30 protein-coding genes are annotated in these 24,738 nt (G+C 62.0%); all 30 read left to right on the forward strand.

Features of this window, described 5'->3' with window-relative positions; translation table 11 throughout:
• Positions 1 to 2: 2 nt before the first annotated feature.
• Positions 3 to 383, forward strand: a complete 381-nt coding sequence (gene rplL / locus AOP73_RS05100; protein ID WP_061963536.1) for a 50S ribosomal protein L7/L12 — start codon at positions 3 to 5, stop codon at positions 381 to 383.
• A 421-nt stretch (positions 384 to 804) separates the two neighbouring features.
• Positions 805 to 4,284 (forward strand): DNA-directed RNA polymerase subunit beta, encoded by a 3,480-nt coding sequence (rpoB, locus tag AOP73_RS05105; protein ID WP_061963538.1) that lies wholly within the window; start codon positions 805 to 807, stop codon positions 4,282 to 4,284.
• Between the two features lie 15 nt (positions 4,285 to 4,299).
• Entirely contained in the window at positions 4,300 to 8,175 is a 3,876-nt protein-coding gene (locus tag AOP73_RS05110; protein ID WP_061963539.1) for a DNA-directed RNA polymerase subunit beta', read from the forward strand.
• 207 nt (positions 8,176 to 8,382) lie between these two features.
• The gene (gene rpsL / locus AOP73_RS05115) at positions 8,383 to 8,757 is read left to right on the forward strand and encodes a 30S ribosomal protein S12 (RefSeq protein ID WP_061963541.1); all 375 of its coding nucleotides are present in this window, start codon (positions 8,383 to 8,385) and stop codon (positions 8,755 to 8,757) included.
• Entirely contained in the window at positions 8,757 to 9,227 is a 471-nt protein-coding gene (gene rpsG / locus AOP73_RS05120) for a 30S ribosomal protein S7 (RefSeq protein ID WP_061963543.1), read from the forward strand. The genes rpsL and rpsG overlap by 1 nt, the downstream gene beginning before the upstream one ends.
• A 26-nt stretch (positions 9,228 to 9,253) precedes the next feature.
• A complete protein-coding gene (fusA, locus tag AOP73_RS05125) occupies positions 9,254 to 11,356 on the forward strand; it encodes an elongation factor G (protein WP_061963545.1) in 2,103 nt (700 codons plus the stop codon).
• Positions 11,357 to 11,486: 130 nt separating this feature from the next.
• Complete coding sequence (gene tuf, locus AOP73_RS05130) at positions 11,487 to 12,677, forward strand: elongation factor Tu (protein WP_061963547.1); 1,191 nt, start codon at positions 11,487 to 11,489, stop codon at positions 12,675 to 12,677.
• A 296-nt stretch (positions 12,678 to 12,973) separates the two neighbouring features.
• A complete protein-coding gene (gene rpsJ / locus AOP73_RS05135) occupies positions 12,974 to 13,282 on the forward strand; it encodes a 30S ribosomal protein S10 (protein ID WP_042213186.1) in 309 nt (102 codons plus the stop codon).
• 25 nt (positions 13,283 to 13,307) lie between these two features.
• Positions 13,308 to 13,967 carry a 50S ribosomal protein L3 gene (rplC, locus tag AOP73_RS05140; RefSeq protein ID WP_061963549.1) on the forward strand — a complete coding sequence of 220 codons (660 nt, stop codon included), beginning with the start codon at positions 13,308 to 13,310 and terminating at the stop codon, positions 13,965 to 13,967.
• A 5-nt stretch (positions 13,968 to 13,972) separates the two neighbouring features.
• Complete coding sequence (rplD, locus tag AOP73_RS05145; RefSeq protein WP_061963552.1) at positions 13,973 to 14,677, forward strand: 50S ribosomal protein L4; 705 nt, start codon at positions 13,973 to 13,975, stop codon at positions 14,675 to 14,677.
• On the forward strand, positions 14,674 to 14,979 hold the full coding sequence (gene rplW, locus AOP73_RS05150) for a 50S ribosomal protein L23 (RefSeq protein ID WP_061963554.1): 306 nt from the start codon (positions 14,674 to 14,676) through the stop codon (positions 14,977 to 14,979). The genes rplD and rplW overlap by 4 nt, the downstream gene beginning before the upstream one ends.
• A gap of 19 nt (positions 14,980 to 14,998) precedes the next feature.
• Positions 14,999 to 15,838, forward strand: a complete 840-nt coding sequence (gene rplB / locus AOP73_RS05155; protein ID WP_061963556.1) for a 50S ribosomal protein L2 — start codon at positions 14,999 to 15,001, stop codon at positions 15,836 to 15,838.
• Positions 15,839 to 15,850: 12 nt separating this feature from the next.
• On the forward strand, positions 15,851 to 16,129 hold the full coding sequence (gene rpsS / locus AOP73_RS05160) for a 30S ribosomal protein S19 (RefSeq protein ID WP_061963558.1): 279 nt from the start codon (positions 15,851 to 15,853) through the stop codon (positions 16,127 to 16,129).
• Between the two features lie 32 nt (positions 16,130 to 16,161).
• The gene (gene rplV, locus AOP73_RS05165; protein WP_061963560.1) at positions 16,162 to 16,536 is read left to right on the forward strand and encodes a 50S ribosomal protein L22; all 375 of its coding nucleotides are present in this window, start codon (positions 16,162 to 16,164) and stop codon (positions 16,534 to 16,536) included.
• Entirely contained in the window at positions 16,536 to 17,360 is an 825-nt protein-coding gene (gene rpsC, locus AOP73_RS05170) for a 30S ribosomal protein S3 (protein WP_061963562.1), read from the forward strand. Before rplV ends, rpsC begins: the two co-directional genes overlap by 1 nt.
• Complete coding sequence (gene rplP, locus AOP73_RS05175; protein WP_061963564.1) at positions 17,360 to 17,779, forward strand: 50S ribosomal protein L16; 420 nt, start codon at positions 17,360 to 17,362, stop codon at positions 17,777 to 17,779. Before rpsC ends, rplP begins: the two co-directional genes overlap by 1 nt.
• Positions 17,779 to 18,030, forward strand: a complete 252-nt coding sequence (gene rpmC / locus AOP73_RS05180; protein WP_061963566.1) for a 50S ribosomal protein L29 — start codon at positions 17,779 to 17,781, stop codon at positions 18,028 to 18,030. Before rplP ends, rpmC begins: the two co-directional genes overlap by 1 nt.
• A 2-nt stretch (positions 18,031 to 18,032) precedes the next feature.
• A complete protein-coding gene (gene rpsQ / locus AOP73_RS05185) occupies positions 18,033 to 18,320 on the forward strand; it encodes a 30S ribosomal protein S17 (protein WP_061963568.1) in 288 nt (95 codons plus the stop codon).
• Between the two features lie 55 nt (positions 18,321 to 18,375).
• Complete coding sequence (gene rplN / locus AOP73_RS05190) at positions 18,376 to 18,750, forward strand: 50S ribosomal protein L14 (RefSeq protein ID WP_061963570.1); 375 nt, start codon at positions 18,376 to 18,378, stop codon at positions 18,748 to 18,750.
• On the forward strand, positions 18,750 to 19,088 hold the full coding sequence (gene rplX / locus AOP73_RS05195) for a 50S ribosomal protein L24 (RefSeq protein WP_061963571.1): 339 nt from the start codon (positions 18,750 to 18,752) through the stop codon (positions 19,086 to 19,088). Before rplN ends, rplX begins: the two co-directional genes overlap by 1 nt.
• Positions 19,088 to 19,648 carry a 50S ribosomal protein L5 gene (gene rplE / locus AOP73_RS05200; protein WP_061963572.1) on the forward strand — a complete coding sequence of 187 codons (561 nt, stop codon included), beginning with the start codon at positions 19,088 to 19,090 and terminating at the stop codon, positions 19,646 to 19,648. Before rplX ends, rplE begins: the two co-directional genes overlap by 1 nt.
• A gap of 2 nt (positions 19,649 to 19,650) precedes the next feature.
• Complete coding sequence (locus tag AOP73_RS05205) at positions 19,651 to 19,836, forward strand: type Z 30S ribosomal protein S14 (protein WP_061963574.1); 186 nt, start codon at positions 19,651 to 19,653, stop codon at positions 19,834 to 19,836.
• Between the two features lie 57 nt (positions 19,837 to 19,893).
• Positions 19,894 to 20,292, forward strand: coding sequence for a 30S ribosomal protein S8 (gene rpsH, locus AOP73_RS05210; RefSeq protein WP_061963576.1), 399 nt, complete (start codon positions 19,894 to 19,896; stop codon positions 20,290 to 20,292).
• A 19-nt stretch (positions 20,293 to 20,311) separates the two neighbouring features.
• Positions 20,312 to 20,848: a 50S ribosomal protein L6 gene (gene rplF / locus AOP73_RS05215; RefSeq protein WP_061963578.1), complete on the forward strand. Its 537-nt coding sequence runs from the start codon at positions 20,312 to 20,314 to the stop codon at positions 20,846 to 20,848.
• A gap of 3 nt (positions 20,849 to 20,851) precedes the next feature.
• A complete protein-coding gene (gene rplR, locus AOP73_RS05220) occupies positions 20,852 to 21,223 on the forward strand; it encodes a 50S ribosomal protein L18 (protein WP_061963581.1) in 372 nt (123 codons plus the stop codon).
• A gap of 28 nt (positions 21,224 to 21,251) precedes the next feature.
• On the forward strand, positions 21,252 to 21,824 hold the full coding sequence (gene rpsE, locus AOP73_RS05225; protein ID WP_061963583.1) for a 30S ribosomal protein S5: 573 nt from the start codon (positions 21,252 to 21,254) through the stop codon (positions 21,822 to 21,824).
• Positions 21,821 to 22,003: a 50S ribosomal protein L30 gene (gene rpmD / locus AOP73_RS05230; protein ID WP_061963585.1), complete on the forward strand. Its 183-nt coding sequence runs from the start codon at positions 21,821 to 21,823 to the stop codon at positions 22,001 to 22,003. Before rpsE ends, rpmD begins: the two co-directional genes overlap by 4 nt.
• Positions 22,003 to 22,785, forward strand: a complete 783-nt coding sequence (rplO, locus tag AOP73_RS11735) for a 50S ribosomal protein L15 (protein ID WP_084626577.1) — start codon at positions 22,003 to 22,005, stop codon at positions 22,783 to 22,785. The genes rpmD and rplO overlap by 1 nt, the downstream gene beginning before the upstream one ends.
• Before the next feature lie 82 nt (positions 22,786 to 22,867).
• Complete coding sequence (gene secY / locus AOP73_RS05240; protein WP_061963587.1) at positions 22,868 to 24,166, forward strand: preprotein translocase subunit SecY; 1,299 nt, start codon at positions 22,868 to 22,870, stop codon at positions 24,164 to 24,166.
• On the forward strand, positions 24,166 to 24,732 hold the full coding sequence (locus AOP73_RS05245) for an adenylate kinase (RefSeq protein WP_061963588.1): 567 nt from the start codon (positions 24,166 to 24,168) through the stop codon (positions 24,730 to 24,732). The genes secY and AOP73_RS05245 overlap by 1 nt, the downstream gene beginning before the upstream one ends.
• Positions 24,733 to 24,738: the final 6 nt, after the last annotated feature.

The following is a 24,738-nucleotide window of genomic DNA, read 5'->3' on the forward strand; positions in this document are numbered from 1 at the left end:
CCATGGCTAAGCTCACCACCGATCAGCTGATCGACGCGTTCAAGGAACTGACCCTCATCGAGCTCTCGGAGTTCGTCAAGGCGTTCGAGGAGACCTTCGAGGTTTCCGCTGCTGCCCCCGTTGCCGCTGCTGCCGCTCCGGCCGCTGCTGCCGCTGAAGAGGTTGAGGAGAAGGACGAGTTCGACGTCATCCTCGCCGAGGTCGGCGACAAGAAGATCCAGGTCATCAAGGAGGTGCGCGCACTCACGAGCCTCGGTCTCGGTGAGGCGAAGGCACTCGTTGACGGCGCACCCAAGGCTGTTCTTGAGGGCGCAAAGAAGGAAGACGCTGAGAAGGCCAAGGAGGTCCTCGAGGCCGCTGGCGCCAAGGTCGAGCTCAAGTAGTTTCGACTTCTCGCTGAAGCGGAGGCCGGGTCGATGCGAAAGCATCGGCCCGGCCTTTGCCGTTCCCGGCATCGGCGAATGTCCCCTGCGCCTACATCCGGACCCATTTTCGGCGAGAAAGCAGCGTAGATGTAAGCGCAGGAGCAGTCGGCGCGGAAGCGGCGACATGGCTTTTGCCCCACGGGTGGGTTGCGATTTGGTTCCTGTCCTCCACCGACACGCGCGTCACTGTTGACGACTTTGAATTTTGGGTGGACAATCTCGCGATTCGGCACTACTCTGGGTAGTTGCGCTGTCTATTGCCCTGCCCTCAAATGCCTACCTGGTGTGCGTCCGCTCGAAAGTGGTTTCGCCCCAGGATCCGGTGGAACTGTGGCTTTAGCACGTGACCTGCTCGAATTAAAAAGGGAAGGACCCACCCTTGGCTGCCTTGCGCACCCCCACGGCTTCGGCCATCGCTAACCGCTCCGCATCACGACGAGTCTCATTCGCTCAGATCGCTGAGCCGCTTGAGGTTCCGAACCTCATCGGTCTGCAGACTGAGAGTTTCGACTGGCTTCTTGGAAACGCCGCTTGGACTGCGCGCGTTGACGCAGCCAAGGAGGAAGGCCGCAACGACGTTCCGTTGACTGCCGGCCTCCAGGAGATCTTCGAGGAGATCTCCCCGATTGAGGACTTCGGACAGACCATGTCTCTGTCGTTCTCCGACCCCTACTTCGAAGAGCCTCGTCACACGCCTGACGAGTGCAAGGAGAAGGACTTCACGTTCTCCGCGCAGCTGTTCGTGACCGCCGAGTTCATGAACAACACCACGGGCGAGATCAAGTCGCAGACGGTGTTCATGGGCGACTTCCCGCTGATGTCCCCGCGCGGAACGTTCATCGTCAACGGCACCGAGCGCGTCGTTGTCTCGCAGCTGGTCCGTTCGCCCGGGGTGTACTTCGAGCGCACGCCCGACAAGACCTCAGACAAGGACATCTTCACCGCGAAGATGATCCCGTCGCGTGGCGCCTGGCTTGAGTTCGAGATCGACAAGCGTGACGCCGTTGGCGTTCGTGTCGACCGCAAGCGCAAGCAGTCTGTCACGCTGTTCCTCAAGGCCCTGGGCCTGACGGACGAGGACATCGAGCGCGAGTTCAAGGAGTACCCCGCTGTACTCGAGACCCTCGCGAAGGACACCGTCCACACGCACGAGGAAGCACTCGTCGACCTGTACCGCAAGCTGCGCCCGGGTGAGCCGCCCACGGTTGAGGCCGGTCAGAACCTGCTCGACAACTTCTACTTCAACTCCAAGCGCTACGACCTCGCGAAGGTCGGCCGCTACAAGCTGAACAAGAAGCTCGGCGTCGACAAGCCCCTAAACGACTCGGTCCTGAACGTTGACGACATCGTCGCCACCGTGAAGTACATCGCTGCTGCCCACGCCGGTCACTCGACCATGCCGGGCACCAACGGCGACGTGCGCGTCGAGACTGACGACATCGACCACTTCGGCAACCGCCGTATCCGTGCGGTCGGTGAGCTTATCCAGAACCAGATCCGTACGGGTCTGTCCCGCATGGAGCGCGTGGTGCGTGAGCGCATGACGACTCAGGACGTCGAGGCCATCACGCCGCAGACCCTGATCAACACGCGCCCCGTGGTCGCCGCGATTCGCGAGTTCTTTGGCACCAGCCAGCTCTCGCAGTTCATGGACCAGAACAACCCCCTCGCCGGTCTGACGCACAAGCGTCGTCTGTCCGCGCTGGGCCCGGGTGGTCTGTCCCGCGACCGTGCCGGCATGGAAGTACGAGACGTTCACCCGTCGCACTACGGCCGCATGTGCCCCATCGAGACCCCTGAAGGCCCGAACATCGGTCTGATCGGCTCGCTCGCATCGTTCGGTCGCATCAACCCGCTCGGCTTTGTCGAGACGCCGTACCGCAAGGTGCTCAAGGGTAAGGTCACCGACAAGGTCGACTACCTGACGGCCGATGACGAGGACCAGTTCGTCATCGCGCAGGCTAACGCCGGGATCGCCGATGACGGCCGCTTCACGGACGAGCGCGTCCTCGTGCGCGCCAAGGGTGGCGAGGTTGAGTTGGTGGCCCCCGAGGCTGTTGACTACATCGACGTCTCCCCACGTCAGATGGTGTCGGTCGGTACCGCACTGATTCCGTTCCTCGAGCACGACGACGCCAACCGCGCACTCATGGGTGCCAACATGCAGCGTCAGGCTGTGCCGCTGGTCCGTTCCGAGGCCCCGCTCGTGGGTACCGGCATGGAGCGTCGCGCGGCAATTGACGCTGGTGACGTCATCATCGCCACCAAGCCCGGCGTGGTCACCGAGGTTTCCTCGGACCTGATCACGGTTGCGAACGACGATGCGACGACTGGGTCCTACCGCGTCGCCAAGTTCCAGCGCTCCAACCAGGGCACCTCGTACAACCAGCGCGTGCTGGTCGACGAGGGCGACAAGATCGTCGAGGGCTCCGTCCTCGCCGATGGTCCTGCCACGGACGAGGGTGACCTCGCCTTGGGCAAGAACCTCCTTGTCGCATTCATGTGCTGGGAAGGCCACAACTACGAAGACGCGATCATCCTCTCGCAGCGTCTGGTGCAGGACGACACTCTCTCCTCGATTCACATTGAGGAGCACGAGGTTGACGCCCGCGACACCAAGCTGGGTCCGGAGGAGATCACTCGCGACATCCCGAACGCCTCGGAAGAGGTCCTCGCTGACCTCGACGAGCGTGGCATCATCCGTATCGGTGCCGAGGTTCGCGCCGGTGACGTGCTGGTGGGCAAGGTCACGCCTAAGGGTGAGACCGAACTCACGCCGGAAGAGCGCCTCCTGCGCGCCATCTTCGGCGAGAAGGCTCGCGAAGTCCGCGACACCTCGCTCAAGGTGCCCCACGGCGAGACCGGAACCGTCATCGGCGTCCGTGTTTTCACCGAGGAGGACGGCGACGACCTGCCCGCAGGCGTGAACCAGCTGGTTCGCGTGTACATCGCGCAGCGACGCAAGATCCAGGAGGGTGACAAGCTCGCCGGCCGTCACGGTAACAAGGGCGTCATCTCGACGATCCTGCCCGTGGAGGACATGCCGTTCCTCGCGGACGGTACTCCGGTCGACGTGATCCTGAACCCGCTGGGTGTTCCTGGACGTATGAACGTCGGTCAGGTCCTCGAGACCGCCACCGGTTGGCTCGCCAAGAACGGCTGGGATGCAACGGACGCCAAGGGCGACTGGACCGCACAGCTGCCTAAGGGTGCGACCACCTCGGAGCCCGGACGCCCCGTGGCGACCCCGGTGTTCGACGGCCTGAAGGAAGAGACGATCAGCGGTCTTCGTACCGTCGTGAACCCCAACCGTGACGGTGACCGCCTGGTCAACGAGAACGGCAAGGCACGACTGTTTGATGGCCGTTCGGGAGAGCCCTTCCCGGAGCCCGTCGCCGTCGGTTACAAGTACATCTTGAAGCTCCACCACTTGGTGGACGACAAGATCCACGCCCGTTCCACGGGTCCGTACTCGATGATTACGCAGCAGCCTCTGGGTGGTAAGGCCCAGTTCGGTGGTCAGCGCTTTGGTGAGATGGAAGTGTGGGCCCTCGAGGCCTACGGTGCCGCTTACGCGCTGCAGGAGCTGCTCACCATCAAGTCGGATGACGTGCTCGGCCGCGTGAAGGTCTACGAGGCCATCGTGAAGGGACAGAACATCCCTGAGCCTGGTTTGCCGGAGTCGTTCCGCGTGCTCATGAAGGAGATGCAGTCGCTCTGCCTCAACGTTGAGGTTCTCAACGCTGAAGGTCAGCTTGTCGAGATGCGCGAGTCGGAAGACGACGTGTATCAAGCAGCCGAGTCACTCGGTATCTCCCTGTCCAGCCGTCCCGACGCTTCTAGCGTCGACGAGATTTAAGGAAGAGGACTGACTGTGCTCGACGTAAACGAATTCAGCGACCTCCGCATCGGCCTCGCTTCTGCAGAGGACATTCGCACGTGGTCTCACGGCGAAGTCAAGAAGCCTGAGACGATCAACTACCGCACCCTGAAGCCGGAAAAGGACGGACTCTTCTGCGAGAAGATCTTCGGCCCCACCCGCGACTGGGAGTGTGGCTGTGGCAAGTACAAGCGTGTCCGCTACCGCGGCATCATCTGTGAGCGTTGTGGCGTAGAGGTCACTCGTTCCAAGGTGCGTCGTGAGCGCATGGGACACATCGAGCTTGCCGCTCCCGTGACCCACATCTGGTACTTCAAGGGCGTTCCCTCGCGCTTGGGTTACCTGCTTGACCTCGCGCCCAAGGACCTCGAGAAGGTCATCTACTTCGCGGCCTACATGGTCACCGAGGTCGACGTCGACGGTCGCCACGAAGACCTTCCTCAGCTCCGCAACGAGATTGAGGTTGAAAAGAAGGCGATCGCCAACCAGCGCGACAACGACATCAACACCCGCGCCGAGAAGCTCGAGAAGGACATTGCCGAGCTCGAGGCCGAGGGTGCCAAGTCCGACGTCAAGCGCAAGGTGAAGGACGGCGCCGAGCGTGAGATGGCGAACCTGCGCAAGCGTGCAGACGCCGAGATCGATCGTCTCGACGCAGTGTTCGACCGCTTCACGAGCCTGAAGGTCCAGGACCTCGAGGGTGACGAGCTGCTGTACCGCGAGCTTTCGCGTCGCTACGGCTCGTACTTCAAGGGTTCGATGGGCGCTCAGGCCATCCAGAAGCGTCTCCAGACGTTCGACCTCGAGGCTGAGGCGGAGTCGCTGCGCGACATCATCGCCAACGGCAAGGGCCAGCGCAAGACACGTGCGCTCAAGCGCCTCAAGGTAGTGATGGCGTTCCTCACGACCACGAACTCGCCCGAAGGCATGGTGCTGGACGCTGTTCCGGTCATCCCGCCGGACCTGCGCCCGATGGTCCAGCTCGACGGTGGCCGTTTCGCGACGTCCGACTTGAACGACCTGTACCGCCGCGTCATCAACCGCAACAACCGCCTGAAGCGTCTGCTTGACCTCGGTGCTCCCGAGATCATCGTGAACAACGAGAAGCGCATGCTCCAGGAGGCAGTCGACGCACTGTTCGACAACGGTCGTCGTGGTCGTCCGGTCACCGGTCCTGGTAACCGCCCGCTCAAGTCCATCTCGGACATGCTCAAGGGTAAGCAGGGTCGTTTCCGTCAGAACCTGCTCGGTAAGCGTGTGGACTACTCGGGCCGTTCGGTCATCGTTGTTGGTCCGCAGCTGAAGCTGCACCAGTGTGGCCTTCCCAAGCAGATGGCGCTGGAACTGTTCAAGCCGTTCGTGATGAAGCGCCTGGTTGAACTCAACCACGCACAGAACATCAAGTCGGCCAAGCGCATGGTGGAGCGTTCGCGCTCCGAGGTGTGGGACGTCCTCGAAGAGGTCATCACCGAGCACCCCGTGTTGCTGAACCGTGCCCCCACGCTGCACCGCTTGGGTATCCAGGCATTCGAGCCTCAGCTGGTGGAGGGCAAGGCAATCCACCTGCACCCGCTCGTCTGTGGTGCGTTCAACGCCGACTTCGACGGTGACCAGATGGCAGTTCACCTGCCGCTGTCCGCCGAGGCTCAGGCCGAGGCACGTGTGCTGATGCTCTCGAGCAACAACATCCTGAAGCCGTCAGATGGTCGCCCGGTGACCATGCCCTCACAGGACATGATCATTGGTCTCTACCACCTGTCGCTGCACAAGCCGGGCGTCACTGGCGAGGGGCTGACGTTCTCGTCGACCTCCGAGGCCATGATGGCGTTCGACTCCGGCACGATCGCGCTCAACGCGGAGATCTCGCTGCGAGTCGATGGCACCACCGTGCCGCCGGCCGACGTGACGTTGGACGAGGACCGCATCGCCGGCTCCGCGTTCACTCTCAAGACCACGCTGGGACGCGCGCTCTTCAACGAGCTCCTTCCCGTGTCGTACCCCTACGTCAACCGCAACGTTGACAAGAAGGTACTGGGCGACATCGTCAACAACCTCGCCGAGCGTTACCCCAAGGTCGAGGTTGCCGCATCGCTGGACGCGCTCAAGGCAGCCGGCTTCTACTGGGCCACGCGCTCGGGTGTCACCATCGCCATCTCGGACGTGGTGACGCCTCAGGGCAAGCAGGCCATCCTGGACCGCTACGAGACTCTCGCAGCCAAGGTGCAGGACCAGTACGACACCGGTCTGATCACCGACGACGAGCGTCGTCAGGAACTCATCGAGATCTGGACGCAGGCCACCAACGAGGTGGATAAGGAAATGCGTGCAGCATTCCCCGAGTACAACACCGTTCACACTATGGTGGGTTCGGGTGCTCGTGGTAACTGGATGCAGGTACGCCAGATCGCCGGTATGCGTGGACTGGTGGCGAACCCTAAGGGTGAGATCATCCCGCGTCCGATCAAGTCGAACTACCGCGAGGGCCTGTCGGTTCTCGAGTACTTCATCGCAACTCACGGTGCCCGCAAGGGTCTCGCTGACACCGCGCTGCGTACCGCCGACTCGGGTTACTTGACCCGCCGTCTGGTGGACGTGTCACAGGACGTCATTGTGCGTGAGGACGACTGCGGTACCGAGCGCGGTCTGGTCATGCCGATCATCGAGGAGGACGCAGCGGGCAACCGCCAGCTCCACGAGCGTGTGGAGACCTCGGTCTTCGCCCGAAACCTCGCGACCGACGTCCAGGACGCCTCTGGCACCACGATCGGCAAGGCCGGCGACGACATCGGGGACGCCCTGATTGACGCGCTGATCGAGTCGGGCGTGGAAGAGGTCAAGGTCCGCTCCGTACTCACCTGTGAGTCCGCTGTTGGAACCTGCGCCAAGTGCTACGGTCGCTCCCTCGCGACCCGCGAGTTGGTCGACATCGGTGAGGCCGTCGGTATTGTTGCCGCACAGTCCATCGGTGAGCCCGGCACGCAGCTGACGATGCGTACGTTCCACACCGGTGGTGTGGCATCGGCCGATGACATCACGCAGGGTCTTCCCCGTGTCCAGGAGCTCTTCGAGGCCCGTACCCCCAAGGGTGTGGCTCCGATCTCCGAGGTCGCTGGAAAGCTCAAGGTTGATGACTCGGAGGCCACGCGCCGCCTGGTCGTGACGCCGGACAACGGCGACGAGGTCATCGAGTACCCCGTCACCAAGCGTTCGCGCCTGCTGGTGCAGGACGGCGAGCACGTCGAGGTTGGGCAGCAGCTTGTCGCTGGTGCCGTAGACCCCAAGAGCGTGCTGCGCATCCTGGGCCCCCGTGCCACCCAGAAGCACCTGGTGGACGAGGTTCAGCAGGTGTACCGCTCGCAGGGTGTGGAGATCCACGACAAGCACATCGAGGTCATCGTGCGGCAGATGCTGCGTCGCGTGACCGTGCTTGACTCGGGTGAGACCACGCTTCTGCCGGGTGAACTGGTGGAGCGCGCGCGTTTCGAGAGTTCCAACCGCGAAACCGTGACGAAGGGCGGAAAGCCGGCATCGGCTCGCCCCGAGCTCATGGGTATCACCAAGGCATCTCTCGCGACCGACTCGTGGCTGTCGGCGGCCTCCTTCCAGGAGACCACCCGCGTCCTCACGGAGGCGGCGATGTCCGGAAAGTCGGACCCGCTGCTCGGCCTCAAGGAAAACGTCATCCTCGGAAAGCTCATCCCCGCCGGTACCGGTTTGCACCAGTACCGTTCGGCGACGGTCGAGCCCACCGAAGAAGCGAAGTCCAACCTGTTCCCAACCTTCGGTTACGAAGAGTGGGACGGACAGTTCTTTAGCGAGGGTACGGGCGAGGCCGTTCCTCTCGAAGAGTTTGAAATTCCTCGCGACTAGCACTACGTCAGGGCCAGCGTTGGTAACTTCGCTTTGACGCGGACGCGGGTGACGGGTATCTTAGATACTCGTGCCCGCGTCGGCGGGCCCCTTGCGCGCGCCTTCACCGGAGCGCCACGATCATGACCGACACGCCCGAGCGCGGGGGTCGGACATGACACATGAGATTTTCACCAGTTTTCACACGAACTAAAAGACGGAGAAGCAGTGCCTACGATTCAGCAGCTGGTCAGGAAGGGTCGCCACCCCAAGGTGACCAAGACCAAGACCCCGGCTCTCAAGTCGAGCCCCCAGCGTCGCGGAGTGTGCACCCGCGTGTACACGACCACGCCCAAGAAGCCGAACTCGGCTCTGCGTAAGGTCGCACGTGTGCGCCTCTCGACCGGTATCGAGGTCACCGCGTACATTCCCGGCGAGGGTCACAACCTTCAGGAGCACTCGATCGTGCTCGTGCGTGGCGGTCGTGTGAAGGACCTCCCCGGTGTTCGCTACAAGATTGTTCGCGGCTCGCTTGACACCCAGGGTGTTAAGGACCGCAAGCAGGCTCGCAGCCGCTACGGCGCGAAGAAGGAGAAGAAGTAATGCCTCGCAAGGGACCGGCGCCTAAGCGTCCGATCATCAACGACCCGGTATACGGCGCACCTGTCGTCACCCAGCTGATCAACAAGATCCTGCTGGACGGCAAGAAGTCAGTCTCCGAGGCCATCGTCTACGGCGCACTCGAAGGCGTGAAGGAAAAGTCCGGTCAGGACCCCGTCACCGTCCTCAAGCGCGCTCTTGAGAACATCCGCCCCGCACTCGAGGTCAAGTCTCGCCGTGTTGGTGGAGCCACCTACCAGGTGCCCGTGGATGTCCGTCCCGTGCGTCAGACCACCCTCGCGCTGCGTTGGTTGGTTGACTTCTCGCGTCAGCGTCGTGAAAAGACCATGACCGAGCGCCTCATGAACGAGATCCTCGACGCATCCAACGGCCTCGGCGCCGCGGTGAAGCGTCGCGAGGACATGCACAAGATGGCGGAGTCCAACAAGGCCTTCGCGCACTACCGCTGGTAGTCAGAAAAGTTTAGGGAGAACCACTCGTGGCACAGGACGTGCTTACGGACCTCACGAAGGTCCGCAACATTGGCATCATGGCGCACATCGACGCCGGCAAGACCACTACTACCGAGCGCATCCTGTACTACACGGGCGTGAACTACAAGATCGGTGAAACCCACGACGGTGCGTCGACGACTGACTGGATGGAGCAGGAGCAGGAGCGTGGCATCACCATCACGTCCGCTGCTGTGACGTGCTTCTGGGAAAAGAACCAGATCAACATCATCGACACCCCCGGACACGTTGACTTCACGGTCGAGGTGGAGCGTTCGCTCCGCGTCCTCGACGGTGCTGTCGCCGTGTTTGACGGCAAGGAGGGCGTTGAGCCCCAGTCCGAGACCGTCTGGCGTCAGGCCGACAAGTACAACGTTCCTCGTATCTGCTTCGTCAACAAGATGGACAAGCTGGGCGCGGACTTCTACTACACGGTTCAGACGATCATCGATCGCCTGAAGGCCACCCCGTTGCCCATCCAGCTTCCCATCGGTGCTGAGAACGACTTCATCGGCATCGTCGACCTGGTCGAGATGAACGCCAAGGTGTGGCGCGGCGAGACCGACCTCGGTGAGGCATACGAGACCGAGGAGATCCCCGAGGACCTCAAGGAGAAGGCTGCGGAATACCGCAACATGCTTCTCGAGGCCGTCGCCGAGACGGACGATGCGCTGATGGAGCGTTTCTTTGCAGGCGAGGAGATCACGGTTCCCGAGATCAAGGCTGCGATTCGCAAGCTGACGGTCGCCGGCGAGGCGTACCCGATTCTCTGTGGCTCTGCCTTCAAGAACAAGGGCGTGCAGCCGATGCTCGACGCCGTCATCGACTACCTTCCGAACCCGCTCGACGTGGGTGCGATCGAGGGTCGCGACGTGCGTGACGAAGAGAAGATCATCGAGCGTCACTCCGACGCAACCGAGCCTTTCTCCGCGCTGGCCTTCAAGGTCGTTTCCCACCCGTTCTTCGGAAAGCTCACGTACGTGCGCGTTTACTCGGGTCACCTCGAGTCGGGCGCACCCATCCTGAACGCCACCAAGGACAAGAAGGAGCGCATCGGAAAGCTCTTCCAGATGCACTCCAACAAGGAAATGCCTGTCGAGACCATCTCCGCCGGTCACATCTACGCGGTCATTGGCCTGAAGAACACGACCACGGGTGACACTCTGTGCGACCCCGCGAACCCGTTGGTCCTCGAGTCCATGACGTTCCCCGAGCCGGTCATCGATGTTGCTATCGAGCCTAAGACCAAGGCTGACCAGGAGAAGCTGTCGATCGCTATCCAGAAGCTGGCTGAGGAAGACCCCACGTTCCGCGTGAAGTTGGACGAGGACACCGGTCAGACCGTCATTGGCGGTATGGGCGAGCTGCACCTCGACATCCTGGTTGACCGCATGCGTCGCGAGTTCAACGTCGACGCCAACGTCGGAAAGCCTCAGGTCGCGTACCGCGAGACCATCAAGGGCATTGCCGACAAGGTCGACTACACCCACAAGAAGCAGACGGGTGGATCCGGCCAGTTCGCAAAGGTCCAGGTCCGCTTCGAGCCTCTCGAATCGGAAGAGGGCGAGCTTTACGAGTTCGTCAACGGCGTCACGGGTGGTCGCGTCCCTCGCGAGTACATCCCGTCGGTCGATGCTGGTATCCAGTCCGCTATGGAGCTCGGCGTTCTCGCTGGCTACCCCATGGTCGGAGTGAAGGCCACTCTGCTCGATGGCGCTTACCACGACGTTGACTCGTCCGAAATGGCATTCAAGATTGCCGGTTCGATGGTCTTCAAGGAGGGCGTCAAGCGCGCCAAGCCTGTGATCCTCGAGCCCGTGATGGCAGTCGAGGTCCGTACGCCCGAGGAGTACATGGGCGAGGTCATCGGCGACATCAACTCACGCCGTGGCCAGATCCGACAGATGTTGGAAGCCACTGGTGTGAAGGTGATTGATGCCCTCGTGCCACTGTCAGAGATGTTCGGTTATGTCGGGGACCTGCGTTCAAAGACGCAGGGTCGCGCGGTGTACTCGATGACCTTCGACAGCTACGCAGAGGTCCCCAAGGCAGTTGCCGAGGAGATCATTGCAAAGACCCGGGGCGAGTAGTCCCACCGGTTGAAATAGAAATAAACAAACGACCAGTAGGGAAGCTACACGCCCCGCAATAGCCAACGGCTAGCGCTAGACGTTAAGATTCACTACCCGAGTCTCTAAAACTAATCAGGAGGAAGCCCAAATGGGTAAGGCCAAGTTCGAGCGGACCAAGCCGCACGTCAACATCGGAACCATCGGTCACGTCGACCACGGTAAGACGACGCTGACCGCCGCCATCTCGAAGGTCCTGCACGATAAGTACCCGGACCTCAACCCCTTCACGCCTTTCGAAGACATCGACAAGGCTCCTGAAGAGCGCGAGCGCGGTATTACGATCAACATCGCGCACATCGAGTACGAGACCGAGAAGCGTCACTATGCACACGTCGACGCCCCCGGCCACGCTGACTACATCAAGAACATGATCACGGGTGCTGCGCAGATGGATGGCGCAATTCTCGTGGTTGCCGCGACGGATGGTCCCATGGCCCAGACGCGTGAGCACGTTCTTCTCGCCAAGCAGGTTGGTGTTCCCTACCTGCTCGTCGCACTGAACAAGTCCGACATGGTTGACGACGAGGAAATCCTCGAGCTCGTCGAGTTCGAGGTTCGCGAGCTGCTCAGCTCGCAGGGCTTCGACGGTGACAACGCTCCCGTCATCCAGGTCTCCGCACTCAAGGCACTTGAGGGCGACGAGGCTTGGGCTGCCAAGGTTGGCGAGCTCATGGACGCGGTGGACGAGAACGTCCCCGAGCCCGAGCGCGACATGGACAAGCCGTTCCTCATGCCCATCGAGGACGTCTTCACGATCACCGGTCGTGGAACCGTCGTCACCGGCAAGATCGAGCGCGGCAAGCTCAAGATCAACTCCGAAGTCGACATCATCGGCATCAAGGACACCCAGAAGACCACGGTCACGGGTATCGAGATGTTCCACAAGCAGATGGACGAGGCGTGGGCCGGCGAGAACTGTGGCCTCCTGCTCCGCGGTACCAAGCGCGAAGACGTCGAGCGTGGACAGGTTGTTGTTGCCCCGGGCAGCACCACCCCTCACACCGACTTCGAGGGCAAGGCGTACATCCTCGACAAGAGCGAGGGCGGCCGTCACAACCCGTTCTACACGAACTACCGTCCCCAGTTCTACATCCGTACGACTGACGTCACGGGCGTCATCACGCTGCCCGAGGGCACCGAGATGGTTATGCCTGGTGACACCACTGAGATGACCGTTGCGCTAATTCAGCCCATCGCCATCGAAGAGGGACAGGGCTTTGCAATCCGTGAAGGTGGCCGTACCGTCGGCTCCGGCACGGTGACCAAGATCATCAAGTAGTTCGCTTAACTAAGCGATCCCCAGATGCGGGGTCCGGTTCAATCCGGGCCCCGCATCTGCACGCTAGCCGTCAGGCCCCGCCCCCGGTGTGAGGGGAGTCACGGAACTGCGGTTGGTATGCCAGGCAAATATCTGGCATAATATTCAGGTTGCCCATTGCGGGTAGCCATCACACTCACCAACGACTCGCCGAGCGATCGGTAAAGCTCGCGTGCGAAGCAATTGCGCGACACGCCCGAGCGCGGGGGTCGGTGGTGATGACCACAGATTGACGAGAGATAAGGCAGAACCACGCCATGGCGGGACAAAAGATCCGCATTCGGCTGAAGAGCTACGACCACGAGGTCATTGACTCCTCAGCTCGCAAGATCGTTGAAACGGTCACGCGCGCCGGTGCTTCAGTGGTGGGACCCGTCCCGCTGCCCACCGAAAAGAACGTGTTCTGTGTAATTCGTTCGCCCCACAAGTACAAGGACAGCCGCGAGCACTTCGAGATGCGCACTCACAAGCGCCTCATCGACATCGTGGACCCGACGCCCAAGGCAGTCGACTCGCTCATGCGTCTCGACCTCCCGGCTGACGTCAACATCGAGATCAAGCTCTAACGAGCTGTTAAGGACTTCACTCAACATGACTACTTCCAATGCCCAGCGCAATGTAACTGCGCTGCTAGGTACGAAGCTGGGCATGACGCAGGTGTGGGACGCCGAGGGACGAGTTGTTCCCGTGACGGTCGTCCAGGTAGACACCAACGTTGTGACTCAGGTGCGGAACGCAGAGACTGACGGTTACAGTGCCGTTCAGCTCGCTTTCGGCGCAGTTGACCCTCGCCGCGTGACCGCGCCGCTGAAGGGCCACTTCGACAAGGCAGGCGTTACGCCTCGCCGCCACGTTGCCGAGGTTCGCACCGCGAACGCCGCTGACTACACGCTCGGCCAGGAGATTGCCGCCGACGTGTTCGAGGTCGGCCAGCTCGTCGACGCAACCGGCACCACCAAGGGAAAGGGAACCGCCGGTGTTATGAAGCGCCACGGTTTCCACGGCGTAGGCGCCTCCCACGGTGCTCACAAGAACCACCGCAAGGCCGGATCGATCGGTGGCGCTTCGACGCCGTCGCGTGTGTTCCAGGGCATGAAGATGGCCGGACGCATGGGTAACGACCGCAAGACCGTGCAGAACCTGCAGGTCCAGGCAGTCGACCTCGAGCGTGGCCTGGTGCTGCTCAAGGGTGCCGTTCCCGGCAACAAGGGTGGCGTCGTACTCATCCGCTCCGCAGTGAAGGGCGCGTAACTCAAATGACCAACACTCAGACTGTCGACGTCGTCGACGCGAAGGGCAAGAAGGCCGGCACCGCCGAGCTTCCCGCCGAGATCTTCGACGTCGTCACGAACGTCCCGCTGATCCACCAGGTTGTCGTCGCCCAGCGCGCCGCAGCTCGCCAGGGTACGCACGCGACCAAGACGCGTGCACAGGTATCCGGTGGTGGCCGCAAGCCGTACAAGCAGAAGGGAACCGGTCGCGCTCGTCAGGGCTCGATCCGCGCGCCCCAGTTTGCCGGCGGTGGCATCGTCCACGGACCGCAGCCGCGCGATTACTCGCAGCGTACGCCCAAGAAGATGAAGGCCGCCGCGCTTCGCGGTGCGCTGTCTGACCGGGCTCGCGCCGATCGCGTGCACGTCCTCAAGAGCGTCGTCTCCGGCGACGCTCCTTCCACCAAGAACGCTATTGCCGCAATCGCTGCGGTGACGGCCGGACGCCGCGCACTCATCGTGCTCGAGCGGACTGACGAGCTCGCCTGGAAGTCGCTGCGCAACGCGCCCGACACCCACGTGGTCTCGGTTGGCCAGCTCAACACGTACGACGTGCTGACCAACGATGACATCGTGTTCACGGCATCCGCGCTCGACGCGTTCCTCGCAGGCCCCGCCAAGGGCGCATCGGCTAAGGCCGTTGCCACCGAGTCCGAGGCTGCCGCTACTCAGGCGGAGGAGACCAAGTGAGCCACCTGAACAAGAACCCCCGCGATATCCTCATCCGACCTATCGTGTCGGAGAAGAGCTACTCGCTCATGGATCAGGGCAAGTACACCTTCGAGGTGGACCCCCGCGCCAACAAGACCGAGATCAAGATTGCCGTTGAGCAGATCTTCGGTGTGAAGGTGTCGTCGGTCAACACCATTAACCGCAAGGGCAAGACGCGCCGCACGCGCTTCGGCCTTGGCAAGCGTAAAGATGTCAAGCGCGCCATCGTCACCGTTGGTGGCGGCGAGGCTCTCGACATCTTCTCCGGCCAGGTCGGCTAGGTAAGGACAGGAATCACTCATGGCTATTCGTAAGTACAAGCCGACAACTCCGGGCCGTCGTGGCTCGTCTGTTGCCGACTTCGTTGAGGTGACTCGCTCCGAGCCCGAGAAGTCGCTGGTCCGCCCCCTTCACAAGAAGGGTGGCCGTAACAATACCGGTCGCATCACTACCCGTCACCAGGGTGGTGGCCACAAGCGTGCCTACCGCGTGATCGACTTCCGTCGTCACGACAAGGACGGCGTGCCCGCGAAGGTCGCTCACATCGAGTACGACCCCAACCGGACCGCCCGCATCGCGCTGCTGCACTACGCAGATGGCGAGAAGCGCTACATCATTGCTCCCGAGAAGCTCCGTCAGGGTGACGCTATTGAGGCCGGTGCTGGTGCCGACATCAAGCCCGGCAACAACCTGCCGCTGCGCAACATCCCCGTCGGTACCGTGATTCACGCGATCGAGCTCAAGCCCGGTGGCGGCGCCAAGATTGCCCGTTCCGCGGGTGCGTCGGTGCGTCTCGTCGCCAAGGATGGCGTATACGCCCAGCTGCGTATGCCCTCCGGTGAGATTCGCAACGTGGATGCACGCTGCCGCGCCTCGATCGGCGAGGTCGGCAACGCCGAGCAGTCGAACATCAACTGGGGTAAGGCCGGCCGCATGCGCTGGAAGGGCAAGCGCCCAACCGTGCGTGGTGTTGTCATGAACCCTGTCGACCACCCGCACGGTGGTGGTGAGGGCAAGACTTCTGGTGGACGTCACCCGGTCAGCCCTTGGGGCAAGGCCGAGGGCCGTACCCGCAAGAAGTCCAAGGAGAGCGACAAGCTCATCGTCCGCCGCCGTACCTCTGGCAAGAACAAGCGTTAAGGAGCCTGACTTATGCCACGCAGTCTGAAGAAGGGCCCCTTCGTCGACGACCACCTGCAGAAAAAGGTGGACGCCCAGAACGAGGCCGGAACGAAGACCGTCATCAAGACCTGGTCGCGCCGTAGCGTGATCACGCCCGATTTCCTGGGACACACCTTTGCAGTGCACGACGGTCGCAAGCACATTCCCGTGTTTGTGACGGAGTCGATGGTGGGACACAAGCTCGGTGAGTTTGCACCTACCCGCACGTTCAGGGGCCACATCAAGGACGACCGCAAGGGCCGCCGCTAAGGCGCCCGAGCGAAGGTAAGAGGAGTTTAGAGATGGAAGCCAATGCGCAAACGCGATACGTTCGCGTCACCGCTCAGAAGGCTCGCCGCGTCGTGAACCTGGTTCGTGGAAAGAACGCTGTCGAGGCTGTTGCCTCGCTGAAGTTCCAGCCGCAGGCCGTGTCCGAGGACGTCCGCAAGCTGATCTCGTCGGCAATCGCCAACGCACGCGTTGCAGCCGACAAGGCCGGCGAGCGTTTCGACGAGAACGAGTTGTATATCAAGGCAATCACCGTGGACGAGGGTCCGACCATGAAGCGCATCATGCCGCGCGCACAGGGTCGTGCCAACCGCATCCTGAAGCGGACGAGCCACCTCAAGGTAACCGTGGCCACCCGTCAGGGCGCCGTTAAGGAAGGGGCCAACTAATGGGTCAGAAGGTTAACCCGCACGGCTACCGCCTGGGTATTACTACCGACCACCGTTCGCGCTGGTTCGCAGACTCGACCAAGAAGGGCGAGCGCTACAGCGACTACGTGGGCGAGGATGTCAAGATCCGCGAGCTCATGAGCAAGGGCTTGGAGCGCGCAGGCGTGTCCAAGGTCGAGATCGAGCGCACCCGTGAGCGCGTACGTGTGGACCTCCACACCGCTCGCCCGGGAATCGTCATCGGTCGTCGTGGAGCCGAGGCTGACAAGCTTCGTTCCAACCTGGAGAAGCTCACCGGCAAGCAGGTGCAGCTCAACATCCTCGAGGTGAAGAACGCCGAGATGGACGCTCAGCTCGTGGCTCAGGGCATCGCAGAGCAGCTCGCCTCGCGAGTCTCGTTCCGCCGTGCCATGCGCAAGGGCATGCAGTCATCGATGCGCGCCGGCGCCAAGGGCATCCGTGTCCAGTGCTCCGGTCGTCTTGGTGGCGCTGAAATGTCCCGCTCGGAGTTCTACCGCGAAGGCCGTGTGCCCCTGCACACCCTGCGCGCGAACATCGACTACGGCTTCTTTGAGTCCAAGACCACGTTCGGCATCATCGGCGTCAAGGTCTGGATCTACAAGGGCGACATGACCGAAAAGGAGTGGGCTGCTGAGCAGGCCAAGGCTCCTCGTCCCCAGCGCGGTCGTGGCGACCGTCCCACCGGTTCACGTCCCCCGCGTCGTGATGGTGGCGCCCCGCGCTCAGCCGCCGACGCCCCCAAGGCTGAAGCGCCCGCCGCAGCAGAGGCTCCCAAGGCCGACGCTGGGAAGGAAGGCAAGTAATGCTTATCCCTCGTCGTGTTAAGCACCGTAAGCAGCACCACCCCGGTCGTTCGGGGCACGCTACTGGCGGCACCGAGGTGTCGTTTGGTGACTATGGCATCCAGGCCATCGAGCCTGCGTACCTGACGAACCGTCAGATCGAGGCCGCTCGTATCGCAATGACCCGTCACATCAAGCGTGGTGGAAAGGTGTGGATCAACGTCTACCCCGACCGTCCGCTGACCAAGAAGCCTGCCGAAGTCCGCATGGGTTCCGGTAAGGGTTCGACCGAGTGGTGGATCGCCAACATCAAGCCGGGTCGCGTGCTCTTTGAGCTCGCCGGCGTTGATGAAAAGCTGGCTCGCGAGGCACTTAGCCGCGCGCAGCACAAGCTGCCCATGAAGACCCGCTTTGTGACCCGTGAGGGTGGTGACATCTAATGGCTATCGGTACCAAGGACCTCGCACCTAGCGAGTTGGACGCGATGGAGAACGAGCGTTTGCTCGAGGAGCTCAAGAAGTCGAAGGAAGAGCTGTTCAACCTGCGCTTCCAGTCGGCCACCGGCCAGCTCGAGAACCACGGCCGCCTCAAGGCGGTTAAGCGTGACATCGCCCGTATCTACACGATTCTGCGCGAGCGTGAGCTCGGGATTCGGACCGCTCCCGCGGCCAAGTCCGAAGAAGGAAAGTAACTATGTCGACTGAAAAGCACACGACGGCGACGGAAGACCACCGCGCGTTCCGCAAGACGCGCCGTGGCTACGTCACGTCAGACAAGATGGACAAGACGATTACCGTCGAGGTTGAGGAGCGCGTCAAGCACCCTCTCTACGGCAAGGTTCTTCGTCAGAGCAGCAAGCTCAAGGCGCACGATGAGGCCAACACGGCCGGCATCGGCGACCTCGTTGTGGTGATGGAGACCCGCCCGCTGTCCGCTTCAAAGCGGTGGCGCCTGGTCGAAATCGTCGAAAAGGCCAAGTAACTACGTTCGACCAGGCTCGTGCTGACGCGCGAGAACCAGACGACAGGAGACAGACATGATTCAGCAGGAGTCGCGACTTCGCGTCGCCGACAACACCGGTGCCAAGGAAATCCTTTGCATCCGTGTGCTCGGTGGCTCCAAGCGCCGCTACGCAGGCATCGGTGACACCATCGTTGCTACCGTCAAGGACGCAATTCCCGGCGGAAACGTCAAGAAGGGCGATGTGGTTAAGGCCGTCATCGTGCGCACCACCAAGGAGCGCCGCCGTCCCGACGGTTCCTACATCAAGTTCGACGAGAACGCCGCCGTGATCCTTAAGGGTTCCGAGAGCACCGACCCTCGTGGAACCCGCATCTTCGGCCCGGTGGGCCGCGAGCTGCGCGACAAGAAGTTTATGAAGATCATTTCATTGGCACCGGAGGTCATCTAATGGCGAAGATCAAGAAGGGCGACCTCGTTGTCGTCATCGCCGGCCGTGACCGCGGTCAGCAGGGGCGCGTGCTCTCGGTCAACACCGAGACCGACCGGGTGATCGTGGAAGGCGTGCAGCGTGTGACCAAGCACGTCAAGCCCGGCACGAGCCGTGACAACCAGGAGGGTGGCATCGTTTCAGTCGAGGCGCCGCTGCACATCTCCAACGTCATGCTGGTTGACCCCGAGACCAAGAAGGGAACCCGCGTGGGTTACCGTTCCGAAGAAGTCGAGCGTGATGGCCGCAAGCGCACCCAGCGTGTGCGCGTCGCCAAGCGTTCCGGTAAGGACGTCTAATGGCTACCGAAACTACGATGCCGCGTCTCAAGGTCAAGTACCGCGAGAACATTGTGTCGAGCCTTCAGGAAGAGTTCGCTCACTCCAACATCAACCAGGTTGCGGGCCTCACCAAGGTCGTCGTCAACATGGGTGTTGGTGAAGCTGCGAAGGATTCCAAGCTCATCACCGGCGCGATCGCGGACTTGACGGCCATCACTGGCCAGAAGCCGCAGGTCACGAAGGCGAAGAAGTCCATCGCCCAGTTCAAGCTGCGCGAGGGCCAGGAGATTGGCGCTCACGTCACGCTGCGTGGCGACCGCATGTGGGAGTTCCTCGACCGCCTGCTGTCCACCGCGCTTCCCCGTATCCGCGACTTCCGGGGCCTCAGCCCCAAGCAGTTCGACGGCAACGGCAACTACACGTTCGGCCTCACGGAGCAGTCAATGTTCCACGAGATCGACCAGGACAAGATCGACCGCGTGCGAGGCATGGACATCACCATCGTCACGACCGCATCGACCGATGCCGAGGGCCGCTCGCTGCTGAAGCAGCTGGGCTTCCCCTTCAAGGAGAAGTAACAATGGCCAAGACTGCGCTGAAGAACAAGGCCGCCGGCAAGCAGAAGTTTGCGGTGCGCGCCTACACCCGATGCCAGAAGTGCGGACGCCCGCACTCCGTCTACCGTAAGTTCGGCCTCTGCCGCATTTGCTTCCGCGAGATGGCTCACGCAGGTGAGCTTCCCGGAATCACAAAGAGCAGCTGGTAACTACTACGCCGCAGGTCCGCTGGCGCGGAAACCACGACGAGGAAGAGTGAAACACTCATGACAATGACTGACCCAATCGCAGACATGCTCACGCGTCTGCGCAACGCAAACTCGGCTTACCACGCAACCGTGTCGATGCCCCACTCCAAGCTCAAGGCGAACATCGCCACGATGCTTGAGGACGAGGGTTACATCACCGGCTCGCAGGTGACCGATGCTGAGGTGGGCAAGACGCTCACGCTCACGCTGAAGTACGGCCCCAACCGCGAGCGTTCGCTCGCTGGCTTGCGCCGCGTGTCGAAGCCCGGTCTGCGCGTTTACGCGAAGTCGACGAACCTTCCGAAGGTTCTCGGCGGACTTGGCGTCGCGATCCTGTCCACGTCCTCCGGTCTGCTCACTGACCGTCAGGCAGAAAAGAAGGGCGTCGGCGGCGAAGTCGTCGCGTTCGTCTGGTAACTGGAAAGGTAATCAACTAATGTCACGCATTGGCAAAATCGCCGTTCCGGTTCCCGCCGGAGTGGATGTAAACATCGACGGCTCTGCCGTGACGGTCAAGGGACCCAAGGGAACCCTGAACCTGAACGTCAAGAAGCCCATCACGGTCGAGAAGGGTGACGACGGCATCGCCGTCAACCGCCCCAACGACGAGCGCATCTCGAAGTCGCTTCACGGCCTGACTCGTACGCTGATCGCCAACATGGTGACCGGTGTGACCGAGGGCTACGAGAAGAAGCTGGAGATTGTCGGTACTGGTTACCGCGTTGCTCTCAAGGGCAAGGACCTCGAGTTCGCGCTCGGCTTCTCGCACCCGGTCAACGTTCCGGCACCTGACGGCATCACCTTTGCGGTCGAAGGCCCCACCAAGTTCTCGGTGGCTGGCATTGACAAGCAGCAGGTGGGCGAGGTCGCCGCCAACATTCGCAAGATTCGCAAGCCTGAGCCGTACAAGGGCAAGGGAGTCCGCTACGCCGGCGAGCAGGTTCGCCGCAAGGCCGGAAAGACGGGTAAGTAAGCCATGGGTATTGCAATTAAGGGCAAGGGCAAAGCGGTCCAGCGTAAGCGCCGCCACTTCCGCCTGCGCAAGAAGATTTCCGGCACGACTGCTCGTCCCCGCCTCGTGGTGACGCGCTCCTCGCGCCACATGGTCGCCCAGATTGTCGACGACACCGTCGGCAAGACCCTGGTGTCGGCATCGTCCCTCGAGGCCGATGTCCGTTCATTGGATGGCGACAAGACCGCTAAGGCAACCAAGGTCGGGCAGCTTGTCGCTGACCGTGCCAAGGCTGCCGGCATCGACACTGTGGTGTTCGACCGTGGCGGAAACCAGTACCACGGCCGCGTTGCCGCGGTTGCAGACGGCGCCCGAGAGGGTGGCCTGGCTCTGTAGCCGGGACCACAACATTTAAGGAAATTTGATGGCTGAACAAAACAGCGGCCGCCGCGACAACAACCGTCGCGGCAACGAGCCGGATAACAAGTTCATTGAGCGCGTCGTCACCATTAACCGCGTCTCCAAGGTCGTGAAGGGTGGACGTCGCTTTAGCTTCACCGCCCTTGTGGTCGTTGGCGACGGCGAAGGTAACGTCGGCGTGGGTTACGGCAAGGCCAAGGAAGTGCCTGCTGCGATCTCCAAGGGTGTCGAAGAGGCGAAGCGCGCGTTCTTCCGCGTGCCCCGCATCCAGGGCACCATTCCTCACCAGGTACAGGGAGAGGCCGCCGCTGGTGTGGTGTTCCTCCGTCCGGCATCGCCGGGTACGGGTGTAATCGCGGGTGGACCCGTGCGTGCCGTACTTGAGTGCGCCGGCATCCACGACGTTCTGTCCAAGTCGCTCGGTTCCTCGAACGCAATCAACATCGTTCACGCAACTGTGGACGCGTTGAAGCGCCTCGAGCGTCCCGAGGCTGTCGCCGCACGTCGCGGTAAGGCAGTTGAGGATGTCGCACCGGCAGCAATGTTGCGTGCACAGGCAGCGGGGGCTAAGTCATGACTCGTCTTCAGGTCACTCAGAAGCGTTCGGGAATCGGCACCAAGCCGCAGCACCGTGAGACGCTTCGTTCGCTGGGCCTCAAGCGCATCGGCGACACTGTCGTAAAGGAAGACCGGCCGGAAATTCGCGGCATGGTCGTAGCGGTGCGCCACTTGGTCACCGTGGAGGAGGTTGACTAATGGCTGACGAAAAGAAGCCAGCCGACAAGGCTGAGGCGACGAAGAAGCCTGCGGCGAAGACTGCTGCTGCCAAGAAGCCTGCGGCAAAGAAGGCAGCTGCGGACAAGCCCGCGGCGAAGAAGGCACCTGCGAAGGCTGCTGCCGAGAAGAAGGCGCCTGCGAAGGCAGCTGCGGACAAGCCCGCGGCCGCTAAGAAGGCACCTGCCAAGAAGGCAGCGGACAAGCCCGCGGCTGAGAAGAAGGCGCCCGCAAAGGCATCGGCTTCGAAGACCGCAGACAAGCCCGCCGCGAAGAAGGCCGCCGACGCTAAGGCCGAGGCTGCAGCCGAGAAGGTCTCCACGCTGAAGATGCACCACCTGCGTCCCGCAGATGGTTCACACAAGCGCAAGATCCGCGTGGGACGCGGTGAGGGCGGTAAGCGCGGTAAGACTGCAGGTCGCGGTACCAAGGGTACGGGTGCTCGTTACCAGGTGCCCGAGCGCTTTGAGGGTGGTCAGACGCCCATCCACATGCGTATCCCGAAGCTGCGTGGATTCAAGAGCCCGTTCAAGGTCTACTACCAGGTCGTGAACGTGGACCAGATCGCCGAGCTGTTCCCCAAGGGTGGCAAGATCACCAAGGCGGACCTCGTCGAGGCAGGCGCAGTGCGTAAGAACCAGCCCGTCAAGGTGCTGGGCGAAGGCGATATCTCCGTTAAGGTGAACATCGTCGACGTAGAAAAGGTTTCGCAGTCCGCGAAGACCAAGATCGAAGCCGCTGGCGGTTCGGTCAACGAGGGCTAGAGTCGAGGCTGGGCCCGCTCCATGTGAGCGGGCCCGCTTCGACTTTCTTCGTATTCCCTAGCCCAACATTTGTGGAGGATTCATGCTGAGTGGTTTCTTGAGTGCATTCCGCACTCCTGACCTGCGGAAGAAGATTCTCTTCACGCTGGGCATTCTTGCGATTTACCGGCTGGGTGTGTCCATCCCCACCCCCGGCGTCGACTACGGCAATGTGCAGCAGTGCATCGACTCGACGACCACCAACAGCGCATTCGCGATCCTGAACCTGTTCTCAGGCGGCGCGCTACTACAACTGTCAATCTTCGCGCTGGGCATCATGCCGTACATCACCGCGTCGATCATCGTGCAGCTTCTGCGGGTGCTCATTCCCCACTTTGAGACGCTTCACAAGGAAGGCGCCGAGGGCCAGGCCAAGCTGACGCAGTACACGCGGTACATCACCGTTGGCTTCGCGGCACTGCAGTCTGCCTCCTACGTCACTCTCGCGAGAAATGACGTGTTCTTCCCTGGCTGTGCCCTGCCGATCATCCCCAACGAGTCGTGGCAGATCATCACGATGATGGTGCTGACCATGACCGCCGGTACGGTGCTCGTCATGTGGCTTGGAGAACGCATCACTGAGCGCGGCATCGGTAACGGAATGTCGCTGCTGATCTTCACCTCGATCGCGGCTTCATTCCCCGGCGCCGTGAGCAGCATCTGGAACTCCACGAACGGAGTGCAGAACACCATCATCGTGGCGATCATGGTGGGCATTGTGATCGCTGCGGTGGTCTACGTGGAGCAGTCGCAGCGTCGCATCCCCGTCCAGTACGCCAAGCGTATGGTGGGCCGCAAGATGCTGGGCGGATCCTCGACGTACATCCCGCTGAAGATCAACATGGCCGGCGTGATCCCCGTGATCTTCGCCTCGTCCCTGCTGACGCTGCCCACAGTGATCGTGCAGTTCTCCGGCGACGACCCCGCAGATTGGGTCATCTGGTTGCGCGACCACGTGGCGAGCCCTGGGTCGCCGCTCAACATCACGCTCTACGCGCTGCTGATCATCTTCTTCGCGTACTTCTACACCGCCATCACGTTCAACCCGGACGAGGTCGCGGACAACATGAAGAAGTACGGCGGCTTTGTGCCGGGCATCCGTCCTGGAAAGCCGACGGCAGAGTTCCTGAGCTACGTCCTCTCGCGCATCACCGCGGCCGGCTCGCTGTATCTAGCGATAGTTGCGCTGATCCCCACGATCATGTTCGTGGCGCTAGGACTCAATACCAATATCCCGTTCGGCGGGGCCTCGGTATTGATTCTGGTAGGTGTCGGACTCGACACCGTCAAGCGCATCCAGTCGCAGCTCGAGCAGCGTCACTACGAAGGGTTCTTGAAGTAATGCGGGCAGTTCTCCTAGGTCCTCCAGGCGCTGGAAAGGGCACGCAGGCGGCACGCCTCGCGGATCGCCTCAGCATTCCAGCCATCTCTACGGGCGACATCTTCCGTGCCAACGTCAAGGGCAAGACCGAACTTGGCCGCAAGGCACAGGAGTACATGTCCGCAGGGGCACTCGTCCCCGACGAGGTGACGAACGCTATGGTTCGCGACCGCCTGGCCCAGGACGACGTTCACGCAGGCTTCCTGCTGGATGGCTACCCGCGCAATCCTGACCAGGCCGTTGAGCTCGACACGATGCTCAGCGACCTGGAGGTGAAGCTCGACGCAGCAATCGAAATCACGGCCGACTTCGACGAGGTCACCAAGCGCCTCATCAAGCGTGCCGAGATCGATGGTCGCGACGATGACACCGAGCCGGTGATTCGCAAGCGCCTCGAGGTGTACTCGACATCGACCGCGCCGCTGACGGCCTACTACGAGGGTCACGGCCTTCTGGTGCAGGTCGACGGGATGGGTGACGTCGACGACGTCACCTCCCGACTGGTCGCGGCCGTCGACGGCAAGTAGATTCGT

This window comes from Demequina aurantiaca (assembly GCF_000975135.1).
Classification (GTDB): domain Bacteria; phylum Actinomycetota; class Actinomycetes; order Actinomycetales; family Demequinaceae; genus Demequina; species Demequina aurantiaca.